General features: G+C 46.8%; 13 protein-coding genes. 7 read left to right on the top strand and 6 right to left on the bottom strand.

Going from position 1 to position 18,788, the window contains the following annotated elements:
* Positions 1 to 69: 69 nt before the first annotated feature.
* The 3 genes from FEM55_RS01125 to FEM55_RS01115 all read left to right on the top strand — a co-directional run bounded on the left by FEM55_RS01125 (position 70) and on the right by FEM55_RS01115 (position 6,233).
* A complete protein-coding gene (locus FEM55_RS01125) occupies positions 70 to 2,307 on the top strand; it encodes a phage head spike fiber domain-containing protein (protein ID WP_138279486.1) in 2,238 nt (745 codons plus the stop codon).
* 125 nt (positions 2,308 to 2,432) lie between these two features.
* Positions 2,433 to 2,783 (top strand): hypothetical protein, encoded by a 351-nt coding sequence (locus FEM55_RS01120; protein WP_138279485.1) that lies wholly within the window; start codon positions 2,433 to 2,435, stop codon positions 2,781 to 2,783.
* Between the two features lie 201 nt (positions 2,784 to 2,984).
* Complete coding sequence (locus FEM55_RS01115; protein WP_138279484.1) at positions 2,985 to 6,233, top strand: cyclic nucleotide-binding domain-containing protein; 3,249 nt, start codon at positions 2,985 to 2,987, stop codon at positions 6,231 to 6,233.
* Between the two features lie 50 nt (positions 6,234 to 6,283).
* Here FEM55_RS01115 and FEM55_RS01110 read toward each other — a convergent pair whose 3' ends face one another.
* Genes FEM55_RS01110 through FEM55_RS01095 form a run of 4 tightly spaced genes read right to left on the bottom strand, consistent with a single transcriptional unit; the run spans position 6,284 to position 9,688 of the window.
* A complete protein-coding gene (locus FEM55_RS01110; RefSeq protein WP_138279483.1) occupies positions 6,284 to 6,862 on the bottom strand; it encodes an HD domain-containing protein in 579 nt (192 codons plus the stop codon).
* Between the two features lie 2 nt (positions 6,863 to 6,864).
* Positions 6,865 to 7,911, bottom strand: a complete 1,047-nt coding sequence (locus FEM55_RS01105; protein ID WP_138279482.1) for an adenylate/guanylate cyclase domain-containing protein — start codon at positions 7,909 to 7,911, stop codon at positions 6,865 to 6,867.
* Positions 7,908 to 8,282, bottom strand: a complete 375-nt coding sequence (locus FEM55_RS01100) for a response regulator (protein ID WP_138279481.1) — start codon at positions 8,280 to 8,282, stop codon at positions 7,908 to 7,910. Before FEM55_RS01100 ends, FEM55_RS01105 begins: the two co-directional genes overlap by 4 nt.
* Positions 8,283 to 8,323: 41 nt before the next feature.
* The gene (locus FEM55_RS01095; protein WP_138279480.1) at positions 8,324 to 9,688 is read right to left on the bottom strand and encodes a sensor histidine kinase; all 1,365 of its coding nucleotides are present in this window, start codon (positions 9,686 to 9,688) and stop codon (positions 8,324 to 8,326) included.
* A gap of 616 nt (positions 9,689 to 10,304) precedes the next feature.
* On the opposite strand from FEM55_RS01095, the gene FEM55_RS01090 reads away from it, so the two are divergent.
* The 3 genes from FEM55_RS01090 to FEM55_RS01080 all read left to right on the top strand — a co-directional run bounded on the left by FEM55_RS01090 (position 10,305) and on the right by FEM55_RS01080 (position 11,529).
* Positions 10,305 to 10,601, top strand: coding sequence for a hypothetical protein (locus FEM55_RS01090; protein ID WP_138279479.1), 297 nt, complete (start codon positions 10,305 to 10,307; stop codon positions 10,599 to 10,601).
* Between the two features lie 404 nt (positions 10,602 to 11,005).
* Positions 11,006 to 11,251 carry a hypothetical protein gene (locus FEM55_RS01085; protein ID WP_138279478.1) on the top strand — a complete coding sequence of 82 codons (246 nt, stop codon included), beginning with the start codon at positions 11,006 to 11,008 and terminating at the stop codon, positions 11,249 to 11,251.
* Complete coding sequence (locus tag FEM55_RS01080; protein ID WP_138279477.1) at positions 11,248 to 11,529, top strand: hypothetical protein; 282 nt, start codon at positions 11,248 to 11,250, stop codon at positions 11,527 to 11,529. Before FEM55_RS01085 ends, FEM55_RS01080 begins: the two co-directional genes overlap by 4 nt.
* A 205-nt stretch (positions 11,530 to 11,734) precedes the next feature.
* Here FEM55_RS01080 and tal read toward each other — a convergent pair whose 3' ends face one another.
* Together tal and FEM55_RS01070 are read right to left on the bottom strand one after the other, a co-directional pair.
* Complete coding sequence (gene tal, locus FEM55_RS01075; protein ID WP_138279476.1) at positions 11,735 to 12,832, bottom strand: transaldolase; 1,098 nt, start codon at positions 12,830 to 12,832, stop codon at positions 11,735 to 11,737.
* Between the two features lie 127 nt (positions 12,833 to 12,959).
* Entirely contained in the window at positions 12,960 to 14,774 is a 1,815-nt protein-coding gene (locus FEM55_RS01070) for a glycoside hydrolase family 15 protein (protein WP_138279475.1), read from the bottom strand.
* A gap of 735 nt (positions 14,775 to 15,509) precedes the next feature.
* Here FEM55_RS01070 and FEM55_RS01065 point away from each other — a divergent pair.
* Positions 15,510 to 18,788, top strand: a 3,279-nt coding sequence (locus FEM55_RS01065) for a putative Ig domain-containing protein (protein ID WP_171036428.1), incomplete at its 3' end; no start/stop codon positions are given.

Below are 18,788 nucleotides of genomic sequence, written 5' to 3'. Positions count from 1 at the left end.
TGCACAGTCAACTGAATCACCTTTTCCAACAAACCGACTTAATTCAACCTATTACAAATATTCAGGAAAATGCTAGCACCAGTTCAAGCTTTCGATTTCAGAGAAGAGTCTTCAGCGCTCAACAACAACATCTCCTTTATCAGAGAAAGTGAAGCTTCCTACTACGGCTCGGACGGATACCTGCACTTTGCACAACCGGGCAGAAACTGGTTGTCGCAGAGCCAGAAATTAGCTGTGAGCCCATGGATTCAGGTGATGGCCTTTGCTGCTACGACGGGCGACATTCTGGCACCGGACGGTACCAGCACTGCCTGCAAAATTTCTGAAGAAATCAAAACCGGCGAACACAGGATTTCACGCATTGTTCCCGTTCCGCAAGGCCAGCCGGTTACAGTAAGTATGTACCTTAAGGCAGGGACGCGCAGTAAAATACAGTTCAGCTTTTCGGATTCCACCTCTTTTACGGGAGGCAACCCCACCGTAAAACTCGATCTTGCCACGGGTACTTTCATTGCGGCAAGTTCCAATCTGATCAGTTACAAGGCGGTCAACAGCGGCAATGGCTGGTGGAGACTTCAGCTGACGGCTGTTCCTGACCTTGGATCCACTTCCGGCTTTCACGTATACATCCTGAATGATACCAGTACCGCAAGTTATGCGGGTGTTACCGGGAAATGCATCTATGCCTGGGGTGCCCAGATGGAGCCGGGCATCAACATGACGGCCTACACGCCTACTGCCGAAAATGCCTATATGGGCCTGCGTTACAATTACAGGCTTTCAGACACTGCGCCGTTACTGGCAGGAGCACTGATAGAACCGGAAAGTACCAACCTGGTTCTGTATTCCCAGAAACTGGAAGGTACGCCGTGGCGCAAACAGGCTGCAAGCACACCGCTTTCTACGATAAAATCGCCGGACGGTGAAACATTCGGATATAAAATAAAAGAAAACACGGCATCCAGCACCGCACACTATATTGTACCCAACCCTACGATCACCACAGAGGCCGGAAATACCTATACGGTCAGCGCCTTTTTTAAAGCTGCCGAAAGGACCTGGGTTTATTTCAATGTGAGCGGATTGACCATCCATTTTGATATTGCAAACGGAATAGTCGGGAACAAAAGCAGCATTTTCATCGGGTCTGCGGTAGAGAATGCAGGAAACGGCTGGTTCCGCTGCGCTGCCACTTTCATCGCATCTTCATCCAATACTTCCACGGTAATCGGCTGTGAAATCAGCAACGGCAAGCAATCCTATACCGGCGACGGCACAAGCGGTGTGCTGATCTGGGGAATCCAGCTGGAAAAAGCAACTGCAATGACCAGTTACATCCGCACCAATGCCACTCCGGTTACTCGAAAAGCAGATATTGTAACATTGAACAGACCATCTGCAAGCAACACATCCGATGTATTTACCCAAAGGATTGACGGCGGGACCTGGATCAAACAAACGAGTTCCAATTATCAGATTGAACAATCAGAAAACGAGATCCAGCTGATCAATTTTTATGACTCGAATGTAATCAGCTCAGAGCATGAAGATATTGCAGTCAACCTGTTCCCCGAGAAGTTTGTTTCGGTTGGTAATGCAGGCACCATGGTGAGCATGTTCGACAAATCGTATATGACCCAGACTCCGAACAAGGAATGGTCTCTGCAGAAAGCAACGAACAAAACGTCTCCGCTGTACCGCGCGGTAGTAAATGCAGGTGAAGTCTGGTCAGGAGATTATACCAATAAATACCGCGAACGTTCCGAGTTTTACATGAAAGGTGCCCAGATGCCTTACGATCAGGATGTATGGCTTTCATTTGCCATCAAAATCGAACCCGGGGAAGCACTTACGCTGGAACCGTCCGACTTCTGTTACCTCGGCCAGTTTCATGCCAGCGAAGACGAAGGCGATATCAGTTCGCCGCCGGTGCTGGGTTTCAGACTGGAAGGACTTGATACTTTCAAAGCTTTTACCTGCTCCACAACGGTAACACCGCATACGATCAGTCCGAAATCGTTTCTGAGAGGCACCAGCCAGTTTACACGCGGAATCTGGCACAAAAATGTCATGCGCATCCGTTTCTCGCCAACCAACGGTCAGTTTCAATGGTGGAAAGACGGCGTGGAGCTGGTCAATATTTCCAACATCGGAATCGGGTATCCGGATGAAACCGGACCTTACTGGAAGTTTGGCATATACCGCTCACCCATGCCTCAGACGGTTGCCGTGGAATATGCAAACATGGAAGTACAGTACAATACTTCGCTCGAATCCAGAATTACCGAACCTTTACTGATTGTATAACCACATTGATTTTCAATACAGCTGCTGTCAGTCGGCTTTAAGCATTCCGTAAAACAGTGCATTGACAAAAAACCCATTTCAAAACAGTTATTCCAAACCAGTTCACGACATTTACTTCTTATAAAATGGACATCAAACGCAGAAATTTTCTTCAGGTTGTTTCACTGGGCCTGAGTACCATTGCAACCGGATTCAAAATGCCTGAAAGCGAGACAGCAGGCTCTTATACAAAATCATTGTCTATTGAAATGCCGAGCAAAAACGGCAGCTACGAATTTCACGTCGACGGTGTCAGGCAAATTGTCAATCTCGTCAACAAGCAGGGAAAACTTAAAACGCCCGCCCATTCCTGCGAGATCCGGTACATGGCCGAAGACGGCTTTACACCACTGATTGTACATATTGAACAGGATGCTTCGCAACTGCGGCTTTTCCCGGGTTCACGCGGAAACGCCTCCCCGCAGCCCCTGGCATAGCAGCAACATAAGGCTTTCATTATCTTACTATTTTACTCCACGTTATGGCTCATGGCTGTTTGTTCCATCAAACGGCTGTGGGCTTTTTAATTTCTGAACGGATCAAATTCCGGTGCAGCCCGAAGCTAAATCTGCAATCCGGGTTTTTAAAAGGAAGAATAAGTGTTTATTTTACAGGATTGAAGCCCGTATTCAGACCTTATGAAATCCTTGAACAAAAACAACAGTTTATTCCATTCCATCCATCCGCAGACGATCCTATTTTTCTTTCATAACTTTTTTATCAACGTCGGCACAACGCTCGTTTACGTTTCTGCCAATGTCCTCTTGCTTGAAAACCATCCTGAATATTCCCTTCCGATTGCTTACATAGCTGCTGCGCTTGCTGTAATGGCTGCCGGGAAAGTCTACGAACATTTCGAACACAGGCTTTTGCTCAAAAGGCTGAGCCTGGGCACTATGCTTTCGTCCTTACTGATGGTGGTTACCGTAATGGCGCTGCTGCTGGTCGGGCACGGCGTTGCCACGGCCATTGCCATTATGGTCGGTTACCGCATTATTTATCTACTTATTAATCTGGAATTCTGGGGATTATCCGCGCTGGTTTTTGACGTGAGGCAAAGCAAGCGTTTGTTCAGCGTGATCGGTTCGGGCGATATGCCGGCCAAGGCACTCGGCGCCGTGCTTGCCGTACTGATTCATTCCCCGTCGGTGCTCATGATTTTACTGCTCATTTCACTGGTCTTTTTTGCCCTGGCATTTTACACGCAGGTGCTTACGTTCCGGTTTACCGAAATCCCGAATCCGCATCATGCCCGTCCGCGACAGACAGCCGCATCGGATTCCAGGATTATCCGTAAATACTTCGGCGGCAACAAGCTGATTACATCCTTATGTCTGGGCATGGCAGCCATGGCGGCGACGGCAACGTGGATCGAGTACCATTTTTTTGTCAATGTCAAATACAAATTTCACAGCCAGCATGACGTCATTGTGTTCGTAGGTTCTTTACTTACCGCCACTTATGTAATCGCAACCTTGGTAAAAATGCTGTTTTCAGGAAAAACGGTCGAACGTTTCGGGGTGCGGCTAACCCTTTTTTTACTGCCGCTCACGACCATTGCTATTTCGCTCGGGCTACTGGTTTCATCGTATTTCCGGAAAGACGAGCCGTCCCTGCTGGTGTATTACTGCATTGCCTATTTATTATTTGAGCTCGTCAGAAGGACTATTTTCGATCCGGTTTTCCTGGTCCTTTTTCAGCCGTTGTCTACCAAAACCCGCCTGAAAGGACATACGCTGGCAAAAGGGTTGTTTGAGCCGCTCGGAATGCTCATCGCCGGCTTGCTCCTCTGGATTGTCTATACACAACAGCTCAGTGATATCAGCCTTACTTTTGACCTGTCCTTGTTTTTTGCCGTTGTGGCGCTGTTTATTTTCCGCAAGGCCTACCGCCATTATATGCTCGAACTGAAAAGCGCGATCAGCAAGCGGTTTATCAGGAGCGGTGAAATGGCTTCCTCGGCAGAGGCGCTGCCATTTATAACTGAAAACCTGGCAAGTCAGCGTAAGGAAGAAGTAATCAATGCGATCGAATGGCTGACAGCAAACAAGGTTTCCGTATTCAGTAAAAATGTTGATTCTTTGCTCGAAAATCCCAATCCGGAAGTCAGGCTGAAAACCTTGCAGTCACTGGCAACCATCAAGAAACCGGAGCTTTCAAAAGCATTTCTGGCATATATTGAAAGCGAACCGGAGTCTGCTTGCCAGACACTTGCCGTTCGCATCGCATGCTCGGCGTCGCGGCTTTCTGATGAAAAACTGGCTTATTTTCTTTCGCACGAAGACCTGGATATTGTAAAAGGTGCTATTCTGGGATGCTGGGAAGCAGGACAGGCATTGCCTTTGATTCATGGCACGCTGCGCAGGCTTTTTGTTTCCGCAAATGAAAAAGCACAGCTTACCGCGCTGGACTGCATACAGACAACCGGCCTGGATTCTTATGAAAACAGCATCAGAGACTGTCTGGATCAAGGTTCGGAAAAAGTGAAAAATGCCGCCATGGCAGTGGCCGCCACGTATGGTTCTGCAAGATTGATACAGGAGCTGAAACCGCTCCTTGCCGAAAACCTGAACAAACCGACTTTAACTGCCCTGATCAGATCCGGCGATTCCGGCATCAGCATTGTTCAGGACTGGCTGCGCCGGGATGTTACCGGAAAGCGGATGGAAACATTTGTAAAAGCAGCCGAAAAAAACAAAAATGACTTCGTTTTCCGGACGCTTTTTGAACTTGTTACAACCATTTACGACAGCAAACCGGCAATTAATTCCGGGCATGTTGTTAACGTAAAAGCAGCTGACACCTTTATTCATCTGTCTGCACTGAAAGCACTTACGGGTTACAAGACAAACGAAGAATACAGGCCGCTGCTCGCTGAATTCGTAGAAAAAGAACTGATCCATGCTTCCGTTTTACTGAACGGAATGGACGAAAGCGGCGAAAACAAAGTCTGGAACGATGCGCTGGATTATGAACTTGAAAAAACGGGCCAGCGGCTGTTCTATCTGTTTATGATGCAGTATGACAAGGATGCCGTACAAAATGCGTGGAACGGGATCAGGCATGCGTCCCGCGAGAAACGGGCCAATTCGCTCGAAATGATCGAAAGCCTTATTCCGCGTATGCTTTATCCTTCGCTGCATGCCTTGTTTGAAGATATTTCCATCCTGAAAAAGCGGGAAGCTTTGCGGCAGTATACGGCCAGTACGAATGCCGGAATTCCTGTTGTTCCTTACATTTTGATACGCAGGGAAAAGCTCTTTACCCCCTGGACCATTGCACTCGCCATCCAGAACTGCATTCCGGATGATGAAAACAGCAGGCTTCTGCAGGCATTGTCCAATCACCCTTCCCGGCTTGTACGGGATGCAGCCAGACAAAGAATCATACAACTGTCACCAACTGAAAATCCGGTTTTTACAATTCCTGAAAGCATGAAACACGAAGAAGCAGCCCGGCAAATATCCGAAATGGAAAGGGTTATAGTCCTGAAAAACACACGCATTTTTTCCCAGACCCCGGAAAACGTGCTTGGTTCCATTGCTCCGATCATGAAAGAAGTAACGTACAGCGAAGGCCAGGCAATTTTCGCAAAAGGAGATCTCGGCGACTCCATGTACGTGATTTATACCGGACAAATCGGCGTTTACGACGGCAGCAGACAGCTTGCCTTGTTTGACAAAGGTGAAATTTTCGGTGAACTTTCATTGCTGGATGCCGAACCGCGCTCGGCCACAATCGTTGCCGAGACGGACGCATTGGTTTTCCGGATTGATCAGGAAGATTTTTTTGAACTGATGGAAGAACGGGATGAAATACTGCGCAATGTGCTGCGGATACTTTGTCAGCGGATCCGCGTTCAGAATGAAAAAATGCGTGTGCAGTGATTTTTTGTGAAATGCTGTTTGTGAAAAGTAAGATATCAGATTTGAATTGATCAGATTAATTTGATCAGGTTTTCCAGATGAACTGCTTTTTTCGGGGCGCGTTGTCTGGTTGCCGATTGGGTCCAGTAATGGTGTGCTGTCAGGAATTTTACCTGAATCTGATTCCAGCTTTCACGATCGGCAACGATTTGGCGGACTTTCAGTTCCTGGAACAACGTTTCGGCAATGGGTTCAAAATCGTCCCGCCCGAGATAATCCAGATCGGCATCACAAATAATCTCTTCAAGATGGTTTTGAGGGTTCTGCGGAATTTTGGTGGCCATGATCATGCCGCAGACGGAAGCAATTTCCACTTTTGAAAACCCGAAATCCGGCAATATTTCCCTTGCAATCCGGCAACCTTCCTCTTCATGGTTCTGATAGGTATTCATAAAGCCGCAGTCATGATACAACGCAGCGATCCGGAGCAGTTTGACGGATTGCTCGTCTGTGATTCCTTCCTGCACAGCTAAATTCAGGACGGCATGCGTTACGTCTTCCACATGATGCAGGCCGTGATAATAAAGCGTTTCCGACAGCCTTAACCCAAGCTGGCGGATGATATATTCCTCTGCTTTTTCAACATTCATAACTATTCCAGCACTTCATAGATTTTTACAGGATTTGCCTTGTTTTTCAGATTGACTTCACCGATCAGATTGCAATTAAACGCCTCTTTAATCAGCAGATAGGCAGATTCCGGCACTACGACCTGCCCGGGCGCTGCTATCGATTGCAGCCGCTGAGCTACATTGACTGCGTCACCGATTACCGTATAATCCAGCCTTTTCAGCGCAGCCGAACCGATGTTGCCGGAAACCATTTCACCCGAATTGATGCCGATGGAAACTTTGGGATAATAACCGGACTGATCGGAAAGTTCTTCTTTAAAGCCATTGATGTGATTTCTGACGGCCAGTGAAGATTCTATGGCGCGGTCAAGATGATAATCGCCGCGAAACACGGCCATCACTGCATCACCCATAAACTTGTCCACCAGTCCGCCCTGCGCAATGATTTCCTTCACCATCACATCAAAATACTTGTTGATCATTTTGACCACACGGTCCGCAGGCTCATTTTCGGAAATGGAAGTAAAGCCGCACAAATCCATGAATACGACCGTGGCTTCAATGTTCTCGCTTGTCATGAGCGATTGCTCGAAAGCATCCTGCGTCATAAACTGCAGTACCGAAGCATCCACATACATGCGCAGTATATCGTTTTCACGTACGGCCTTAATGGTTTCTTTCAGTTGCGCCACGTATTTCAAGGTCTTTTCCATGGTCACTTCCAGGTCTTTGAAATCAATGGGTTTGGTCACAAAATCAAATGCGCCCCGGTTCATGGCGGTGCGGATGTTATCCATATCGCCGTAAGCCGATACAATGACCGATTTCAGGATCGGGCTGATTTCACCCAGCCGGATCAGCAGCGTAAGTCCGTCCATTTCCGGCATGTTGATATCACTGAGCACCATGTCCACGTCCGGATTTTCGTTCAGCACCTGCAATGCTTTCAAGCCGTTTTCCGCAAACACAAACTCGTATTCCTGTTCCCGGATCTGTCTCCGGAATTTCTGCTTGATCAGTAACTGCAGATCGGTCTCATCGTCCACAACCAGAATTTTCGCTTTCATAGGGTATTAAGCAATTTGACCTTCAATTCATTAAAATCCACCGGTTTGGACAGGAAATCATCCGCACCGAAATGCATAGCCTGATCGTGATTGTCGTTGTCGCCGTAGGCCGTGATCATCATCACTTTCGGAGGCGCGGCGGGGTAATCCTTGCGGATGGATTTCAGCAATTCGATACCGCTCATGCCCGGCATGTTGATATCGGACAAAATCATGACCACGCCGGAAGGATTGTTCCCGAGAAACCGTAAAGCCTCTTCTCCCGAAAAGACAAAAGAAAATTCAAACTGACCGCTGTGGATTTCCTTTCTGAACTTTTGCTCAAAAAGCGATTTCACATCTTCTTCATCATCAACTACAAGTATTCTCATATCAAACGTTAGTGCTTTTCTCAGCTGTTAAGACCCTTTTTTCAGCTGATCGGAAGCGTTATTCTGAATTCTGTTTTTTCGCCCTCCACCGTATCCACATCCAAGACACCGCCATGACCGACCGTAATGATATCGTAACTCATGGAAAGCCCCAAGCCCGTTCCCTGCCCGGTTGGTTTTGTGGTAAAAAACGGCTGAAAGATTTTGGATCTTATATGTTCAGGCATTCCTGTTCCATTATCCGCGATGCGGATGTAGATTTTACCGTCAAATTTTTTGGTACTGATTTTCACTTCGGGTTTGTAATCCTGCCGGTTTCCGGATGCTGCCAGCAACCGCTTTTTTTCTGCAACGGCATAAAACGCGTTGGTAAAAAGATTAAGGAAAACCCGGCCCAGATCCTGCGGCATCACATTCGCTTTGCCGATGGCCGCATCAAAATCCGTAACCAGTGCGGCGTTGAATTCCTTATCCTTTGCACGCAGTCCGTGATAAGCGAGCCGCATATACTCGTCGGCAAGCGCGTTGATGTCCACCGGTTCCTTCTCGCCGGACGATGCCCTGGAATGCTGAAGCATTCCTTTCACAATGGAATCCGCCCGTTTGCCGTGATGCGTAATTTTCTGCTGGTTCTGGCTGAGGTCCGAAATGATTCCTTTTATATAATCCCTGTCAGCATCAGGCATCGTGATCTTGTCCATTTCCTCTTCCAGTTCCTGACAAAGTTCAACCGATACTTCTGAAAAGTTATTGACAAAGTTCAGCGGATTCTGAATTTCGTGTGCAATCCCGGCGGTAAGCTCGCCCAAAGACGCCATTTTCTCACTTTGTATAAGCTGGTTCTGAGTCGATTTCAATTCCTGAATTGTCTTTTGCAGTTCCTCTTTCTGCATGGTCAGTTCGATCGTCCGTTCGTTCACGAGGTATTCAAGCGACTGTTTCTGTGCTTTGCTTGCCTCTTCTTCCCGCAGCCGCTCTTCCCGCTCCTTGGCCAGGATACGCTGCTGTTTTCTTGCATAAAACCAGATGACAAAACAAAGGATAAAGGCAGCCGAAATAGCTACTTCGAATATGTAATCAATCCGGTCATACGTAACCGGAAAAAGCACTTTCACCAGGTCCCGCATTACCGAAATGGCAATGAACGGGATAAATGACTGGATAACGGATCGCAGCGACTGAAATGCCTCATTCTTGTACAGATAAAGCAGCAGGGAAACGGTATAGATATGCCAGAACCAGTCAAACCAGGACCTTTCATTAAATACATAATATAAACCTATAAGCGCAATGGACATTCCCCGCGCATAAATCAGGATCTGATCCTGTGCCGGGAAACGGGTTTTGGTTTGTAACGAAGAACGAACGTACTGGATCAGGAAAATGGAAACTAGAAAATACTCCATGCAGGTTTTAGGATGCTTTTTTGTTCTTTTATAACGCAGTGTCAAATTGAAAGCAAAGTAATTATTTTCGCTGACATGCGCTTTGCAACACTTTCAAATAACCAAAGTAATCGATAAATATAAAGGTAAAACAAGGGCCACAAGCCTGTCCGTTTCATTATCGGTCCTGTATTTCTACAAATGCCTTTCAAATCATTACATGCAAAATTTTAATCATATTCTAACAAATTAAAAACGGGCTGCAATAACACACGCAAGTAAGTTAAATAGTCTTTTCAACGGTTACATTCTGATCGTAGCATACACAATTACTTCTTCAAATTACAAAGCGTTCAATGGAATTTGGAATACAGTTAACTTCTAGCCTGTTCAAACTATTTCATCCGCGTTGACCCCAAATATTATGGCACTCACCACAGTGATTTCAGCCGTTTACGGGAATGTGGTACCTTTCGGAAAAATCAGAAATAAAAGTTGATGGCTATTCTGATCGGATTAAAGAGTTCAAATCGGACCCATAGAACATTCAGAAGGCTTTTCAACCGGTAAACATTCTGAAACCAGTTGACAAATTTAAAGTAACAGGGCATTTGCCTGAACAACTCCTCTATCTTAAATGAAAAAGCTTTTTAATACGTTTATGTATGCCGCAGCAGCAGGATTGATTTTCGCCTTTATTCTGAAAATAAGCATTCGTATAGGCCATATCGGTATGACGTCACAGCGTAAGGGATTCGTCATTATGCTTTGTCTGGATGTCTTTGTCCTGGCGCTCATCATGATTTACAGCGATTACCATAAAATTGTCGGTGACCGTGATCTTATTGAAGAATTCAAAAAATTAAGAAACAGAAAGTTTCAGAAAAGTGCTGTAAACGAAATAGAAGAACCAGCATTTGAAAGCTGCAATTAAGCGTATCCGCAGATGTTCCGATCAGGCTGTTATGCCGGCTTATTCAGCTTTGACGGTTCATCTGCACCTTTTTTTACCTGCCGAATGACATGCTGCACTGCTGTCATTTTAAAGATTGTTTCCGTTTTGCCATACACGATTCCAAACAGTATTTCTGTCTTCCGCATGATCGTCCGGCCTTTTATATTATCCTGAATTCTGCTCCGGTTAACCCCAAAATTAGGCTTCCTTACCACAGTAATTTGATGAATAGGAAACATGCCGAATATCTTTGTACAAGTCAATTTTATAGTTGATTAATAATATAAAATCGTCCTTTAACCGGATTCAAATTATTTTATTGATCCCCTGTTATTCTGATTTCAAAACCCAACTCTATCATTTTAATTAAACCAAAATCGAGTATGATGACCTATGAAGCTGCATTGCAAATAGTATGTGAACGTACTTACGGCAAATACGATCCGGGTAAAAATTATGACATTCAGTTTCACATTGAAGCTGCCCGATTATTTAACAGGGAAGTCGTTAATGCCGATCGCAAAAGGATCATTGAAATGTATTCAAAAAGCGTAACCGTACTGGACGGATTTTCATTTAATTCCCAGCCAGATCCGGAATCCATCATCAATTTACCATTACCCGCATGACACTGGAAGAGAATAAAGCATTGTACGAAGTCAGCTTTCCGATTTGCGGTTTAGGTAAAAGAATGTCGGAGCAACTGGAAAGGCCGCTCAGCCATTCGGGTTACGGATTGCCTTCACTTATATTTCTGTTTAAACTTTGGTATCAAACCCATGAAGGCTGTGGTTTCTGGACGAGTATATACGATTTGTACCTCAACAATCACACGATTTCAGAAGAACAGGTCCTGAAAGTTTTCATCGAATATAACATTGTCCCGTTCCGGTTTTCCATGGTGTGAAATGCACCGTTTGCTTTGCTGATCCGGAAGAATTTTGAATCTGTTTTTTAAAGATTTAACCGCAATTGTATTGTATAAAAACAAAACAGTTGCGGTTTTTTATATTACAATGGATCGGGTTTGCATATAAAAATTTCAGCCCGGACAAGCCCGGGCTGAAATCAGGGAATCAAATCGATAATGTAAGCGAATTACCGCAAGTTTTTTATGACTTGCTTTTCTGGTCTTCGATCGCTTTCAGCAACTTTTCATAAGGCGCATTGAACTTGTCAATTCCTTCCTGTTCCAGTTGCCGGGCAATTGCTTCCAGATCAATACCCGCATTTTTAACCTTTTCCAGCAATTCAGTGGCTTGTTCAAGACCCGGTTCAAGGTTGTTTGCCGCCACGCCGTGATCGCGGAAAGCTTCGATGGTTTCCAAAGGAGCTGTGTCTACTGTATTGGGTCCGATCAGCGCCTCCAGATATTTGGTATCCTTGAATGCCGGGTTCTTGCTGCTGGTGCTGGCCCACAACAAACGCTGCGGTTTGGCTCCTTTTTCCGCCAGTTTGTTCCAGCGCTCGCTGCTGAAAACGCGTTGGTAAATCTCGTAAGCCTTCTTGGCCAGCGCAATGGCCACTTCTCCTTTCAGATCGCCCAGTCCTTTTTCATCCAGCACAGGATCAACAAGCACGTCGATACGGCTCATGAAAAAACTGGCAACGGACGAAATCTGGCTGATGTCACCGCCGGCATGAAGCCTGTCTTCCAGCCCGGAAATGTACGCTTCTGTAACCGCTTCGTAGCGTTCGAGCCCGAAAAGCAGTGTCACGTTAATGTTCAGACCTTCTGCAATAGCCCGGCGGATGGCCGGCAATCCGGGCAGCGTTCCGGGAATCTTGATCATGACATTTTTGCGGTCCACTTTTTCCCAGAGATCCAGTGCCTGATCGATCGTCCCTTGCGTATCCAGTGCCAGAAACGGAGAAACTTCCAGACTTACATAACCGTCTGCACCGACGACTTCTTCATTATAAACCTTGTCAAAAAAATCGGCAGCCTGCTGTATATCGTCGATTGCAAGCGCAAAAAATATTTCTTCATTTGTTTTATCGCCGGTTGCCAGCTGCGCAATATCGTTGTCATAATCGGAGCTGCTGGAAATGGCCTTTTCAAATATGGCCGGATTAGAAGTGATACCGCGGATTCCATCCTCATCAATCAGTTTTTGCAGTTTTCCGGACCGCATCAGTTCACGGTCAATGAAATCAAGCCAGATACTCTGACCGTGCTCATGGATTTGTTTAACCTTGTTAGTTGTCATACTTCAATTGAATTAAATTTTAAACTCGGTTTTTTAATGTTTTTGTAAACAAGTCTGAATATAGCCAGTAATATGCTGAAATAGCAGGATTACCTTTTCTTCAGGTATTTTAATAACAAAAAATAGCTCATAGACGGTCCAGCTGTTTGTCAATTTCGAGTGCCGCGCTGATGAGTGCCAGATGTGTGAATGCCTGCGGAAAGTTCCCCAGATGCTCCGCTTTGTAGCTGATCTGCTCGCTGAAAAGGCCCAGATGATTGGCGTATCCGTTCATTTTTTCAAAACTGTCCAGTGCTTTGCTCACTTCACCGCTTTTTGCAAGCGACTCGATCAGCCAGAAGGAACACATGTTAAATGTGCCTTCTTCCCCTTCAAGCCCGTCAAAAGAATCGGAGCCGTTCCGGTAACGGTACAGCAATACGTCCAGTCCCAGTTCCTTTTCCACCACTTTCATCGTTGAAAGCCAGCGCGGTTCATGCGGGGAAATAAAGTGCATGAGCGACATCAGCAACACGCTCGCATCCACATGCTCGGCGCCTTTGTACTGCACAAACGCCCCTACTTTTTCATTCCAGAAATTATGGTAAATGTCCAGGTAAATTTTGTCCCTGATCTCGCTCCATTGCTGTTTCGGATACGGAAACGACCGGAATTCTGCAATTTTGATGGCGCGGTCCATGGCAACCCAGCACATCAGCCGGCTGTGCAGAAACTCCTTTTCCACATTCCTGATTTCCCAGATTCCGTGATCCGCTTTCTGCCAGCTTTCGATCACAATCTCGATCTGTTCCGCAATTGTTTCCCAGAACTCGTAAGTAATGGCCGAATACTGTTTATTGTATATATAAATGGTATCAATCAGTTCACCATAAATATCCAGCTGAAGCTGGTTCTGCGCCGCATTGCCGATCCGGACGGGCCTGGAATCTTTGTAACCGGAAAAATGGCTCAGCTCCTCTTCTTCCAGCTCGTGCGTGCCGTCTATGGAATACATCAGGTATAGTTTGTCATCGATGCAGCGGGCATGGATCCATTTGAGAAATGCCGTGGCTTCACTAGTATAGCCCAGGCGCAGAAAGGCATACATGGTAAATGCCGCGTCCCGGATCCAGGTATAGCGGTAATCCCAGTTGCGCTCCCCGCCCAGCGTCTCCGGCAAGCCGAAAGTTGCGGCTGCCACCGTCGAACCGTGTTCTGAAGAAGTCAGTAATTTCAGCGTAATGGCCGAGCGGTTTACGGCTTCGTTCCAGCGGCCTTTGTAAGTGGATTGGGATGACCATTTCCGCCAGTAGCCGATTGTTTCGAAGTATGTTTTATTCTTGTAAAACGCGATCGGATTCGTTTCCTCAATCTTTTGATGACCGCATTCCAGCACCAGATAAACCGTTTCAGACTGGTGAAGCGTAAACTCTGCGTAACCGCTATTGTCCACTACCTGCAAAGGCACGTCGGCAAGCAGCCGCATGACTGTTTCCTGGCTGTTTTGTACTTTGAAGTAGATTTCGTTTTCACCTGCCTCGCAGGTATGACTGGAACGGGCGTAATCAAATGCAGGTTCGCATTTCACCTTGTACGTAATGCTTCCGCGCACCGTTTTAACCTGCCTCACAATGGCATTGGACTTGATCGCATGTCCTTTTTGCACCGGCATGTAATCGGTAAGTTCTGCAATTCCTTCTTCGGAAAAGAACCGTGTAAGCAGTACTGCAGTGCCGGGAAGATAAAGTTGCTTGGTGTTATAATCCTGCAGATGCGGCGTGACAGAAAAGCTGCCGCCTTTACGGGAATCAAGTAATTTGGCAAAGACGGTCGGAGAATCAAAGGTCGGGTAAGACATGAAATCGAGGGAACCGTTCATTGAAATCAGCGCGACGGTTTTCATATTTCCAATTAATCCATAATCTTCAATCCGGTTGTACTCATTATTAATATGATCCTGCATTATATCCTGGTTTGATTCTGGTTTCTGACTGATGCGTATGTTACAGGATTCAGAAAATAACCAGGCCAGCCTGAAATCAAGCCGACGTTCGGCACCGTTTTTTATTCAAATTCCCGTATTCGCCGCCTTTCAGACTTGAATCCTTCGCCTTGCTGATGTTTCTGAAAACTGCCTTTTTTCATACATTTCAAAAAACCGCCTCATCCGGATAGTACGGTCAGACACAAAACTATTTCTGCAAATAATCCTGTCAGCTATTTCTATTTCTTACTGGCTACAAATAACAGTACTTGTATAATTCAATTTCAAGTTAAATGTATCAAGGGTATTTTCACCGGAACAGCTATTTCGCTGTACAGCAAGAATTACATTGTGGCGCTTCCGGGAGTTTTTCGGAAATCCGTAACGATGCACCTCTGATTTTACCTCACTTTTCCGGATTTCAAACCCTGCTAATTGATCATTTTACCCCGTAGTTACAGGGTGTCATCCCAAGAATATGTACCGATTACTATTCTGGTTTTATCTTTCACCCATCAATAAGTAATACGAGTAGCACCCATATTCCTCTATCAATAATTCAGTTAAAAATCAGTATGTATCAGCATTACCAAATTTCCTCTTTTTTCCTTCTTCATCCTCTCTGTTTCGATGTCACCAGCCCGAGCTGTGATGGCTTCGGAATTGATGCGAATTTATCTTTTTCAATATAATACACCCTCTATTCTATCCATTATGAAAGAAGATTTCTTCTTTACTGACAAGCTCGCACGCTTTTATGCACGAGTCTGGCCATTGATTTTGTTGATAGGCCTCATCGTCAGTGTTCAGTCGTACGCACTGAACTTTGTACGGGACCTGGATTTCCTTTCCAGGCCTTTCAAGCACTTTGTAGACAGCCAGTTGGCTGCTGCACGATCTTCGGAAAAATTGAATTCCGAACATGGGCTTACACGCAATCAGGTAAGATCCAGAGGGATCCATGCGCGGTTACTGGCCGTGGCGGATCCAGCCCCGGAATTCAAGGTGAATTTCCAGGAGGCAGCCACGGTAACGCCTGATGGCTGGCTGAAAGATTACGGACAGCCTTTCGGCCCGAGAACCGGCACAAGCCAGGGAAGCGGTCTGGAATACGGCTGGCGCAAAGTGGCCGACGGCACGCCGGTTGACCTGTCAGTAGGCGGAACGTCGAATCTTGGAAACGGACGCAAACGCACGAAGCCTGCAGACAACATTTTGCTGGCTACGCTGATGCACATGCAGGCCAACACCATTCCGAGCACTACTTCTTTCAACGGTACGAGAGTCGAGGGCTATTGGGAAATGAAAGTTCCAAACGGTACTTACGACGTTACTGTTTCTGCCGGCGACGGCGATGTGGGCACGGTTCCTGAAAGCCATACTCTTAACGTAGAAGGCGTTAATGCATTTTCCAACTTCATCCCAAGCGGAGTTGCAGGTGCATCCACCCGCTTCAAATCCACTAAGGTACGGGCAACGGTTAATGACGGTTTCCTGACAATCAATGCCACAGGCGGAACAAATACAAAAATCAATACGGCGATCATTACGCCGGTTCCGGTCAATAACGCACCGGTTGCTGCTGCTGCTGTTTCAAATCAAACGGCCAAAGCGGATTCTGCTTTTTCTTTCACAGTTCCTGCCGGCACTTTCACCGATGCGGACGGAGATAAACTGACACTTTCAGCCACGTTGAGCGACGGCACTTCGCTTCCTGAATGGCTTACATTTAATCCGACAAGCAACACGCTTGCCGGTATGCCCGTTACGGCCGGTACGTACAGCATCAGGCTTACTGCTACGGATGGACAGGCTTCTGCCAGTTCGGAATTTACGCTGACTGTAAATGCGGCTTCCACTCCAACTAATGCGACACCCGTTGCTGCTGCAATAGGCAACCAGACAGCCAAGCTGGATTCTGCATTTTCTTTCGCGGTTCCTGCCGGTACGTTTACGGACGCGGACGGCGATGTGCTGACCATTTCAGCTTCTTTGAGCGATGGCACTGCACTTCCCCAATGGCTGACATTTGATCAGGCAAACAACACGTTCAGCGGTACGCCGGCAGCTGAGGCAAGTTACAGCATCAGACTTGCTGCTACGGACGGAAAAGCTTCGGCTGCCACGGAGTTTCAATTAAATGTAATTTCCGGAACAACAGCTCCGGTCAATACGGCACCGGTTGCTTCTGCTGCTATCGGCGATCAGTCGGCTACAACCGGCACTGCATTTTCTTTAACCGTTCCTGCGGGTACTTTTACGGATAAGGAAGGAGATAAACTGACGCTTTCCGCTGCATTGAGCGGCGGCGCTGCCTTGCCTCAATGGCTTTCCTTTGATAACACGAGCAATACTTTCAGCGGAACGCCGGAAACAGCAGCTGCTTATAGGATTATCCTGACAGCAACCGACGGCAACTTGTCTGCAAGTACAGAATTCAACCTGACGGTAACAGCGGCTGTTCCACCGATCGTAGTGGCTTGCCCGCCGATCAGTACTTTGCCCTGCGACAAGATTGCCGTGGCTTTGCCGTTTACGCTTAACTTTGACGGTACCGAAGGCGGACTTGCTGATCAAAACAAAAACGGAACCGGTTTCACCATGGTGGATGCTTACTCAGGCGCCCGTCAGGCTACCGATAATGAGGCTACTTTCTCGAACATCCTTGGTTACGAACCTTCCAGACTGACTGTGGCAAATGGTATCCTGAGTATTTTGACCAACAAAGGAATTGCACATTTAACCAATAACAATCAGATCAATGCGCTGGGAGCTGGCATTACTGCAAGCGGCAAGATTACGCTGGAAACAACGCTGATCAATCCTTACAACGGGGTTAATTCCGAACAGGCCGGTATATGGCTTGGCCTGAATGATAAAACGTATGTGAAACTGGTTGCTGTCGGCAACAAAATTGAATTGCGCAGGGAACTGAACGACGTCAGTGCGGATGTTTCCGACCGCAAGATTACTGCTGCCATTTCCGGACTTAATACAAAGACGGTACGTCTTCGTATGATTGTAGATTTGATCAACAACAAACTGGAAGGCTTCTACTCCACCAACGGCACAACCTATGTGAATGTGGGCGGTACTTCAACAGCTGCCGGCCTCAATATTGCGGATCTGGCACTTTCAGGTAAAACAGCTTACGCAGGAATTTTTGCCACACATCGCAATGGCACCGAACCTGTCACTTTCAATTTCGATAACTTCTCTGTTTCAAAAGAAGAACCTGCTGTTAACCAGGCACCTGTTTTTGCCAATGCATCCTACTCATTCACTCATGGGGAAGACATTGCGGTGGGCACAGGCATCGGACAAGTTTCCGCAACGGATGCTGCTGGCCAGACGGTTAGTTATAGCATTACAGCCGGTAACCAGGCATCCAGATTCGCAATTGATCCGCAGAGTGGCGCCATTACCCTGGCTGCTGCGCTGAACTATGCTACGGATTCCGTTTATGTATTGACTGTTCAGGCCATGGACAATGCCACTCCGGCACTGGCGACTATGGCACAGGTTACGGTGAAGGTAAATAAATTTACACCCGCCAACCAGGCACCTGCTTTTGCCAGCGCATCTTACTCGTTTACACACGGGGAAGACATTGCGGTGGGAACAGGTATCGGTCAGGTGTCCGCTACGGATGCTGCTGAACAAACGGTTCGTTACAGCATTACAGCCGGTAACCAGGCATCCAGATTTACGATTGATTCGGTAAGCGGCGCCATCACACTGGCTGCTGCGCTGAACTATGCTACAGATTCGGTTTATGTACTGACTGTTCAGGCCATAGACAATGCAACTCCGGCACTGGCGGCTACGGCGCAGGTTACGGTACATATCAATAAATTGGTTCCTGCCAATCACGCTCCGGTTGCGGCTTTGCCACTTTCGGACCAGGTTGCTGTCACAGGGACTGCCTTTACCTACAATGTGGCAGCGGGCAGTTTCACCGACGAAGATTCCGACGCTCTGACGTATACGGCG

It is taken from the genome of Dyadobacter sediminis (assembly GCF_005860765.1).
GTDB classification, from domain to species: domain Bacteria; phylum Bacteroidota; class Bacteroidia; order Cytophagales; family Spirosomataceae; genus Dyadobacter; species Dyadobacter sediminis.
The sequence above is the reverse complement of the archived record's forward strand: the minus strand, read 5'-3'. Positions and strand labels throughout refer to the sequence as shown.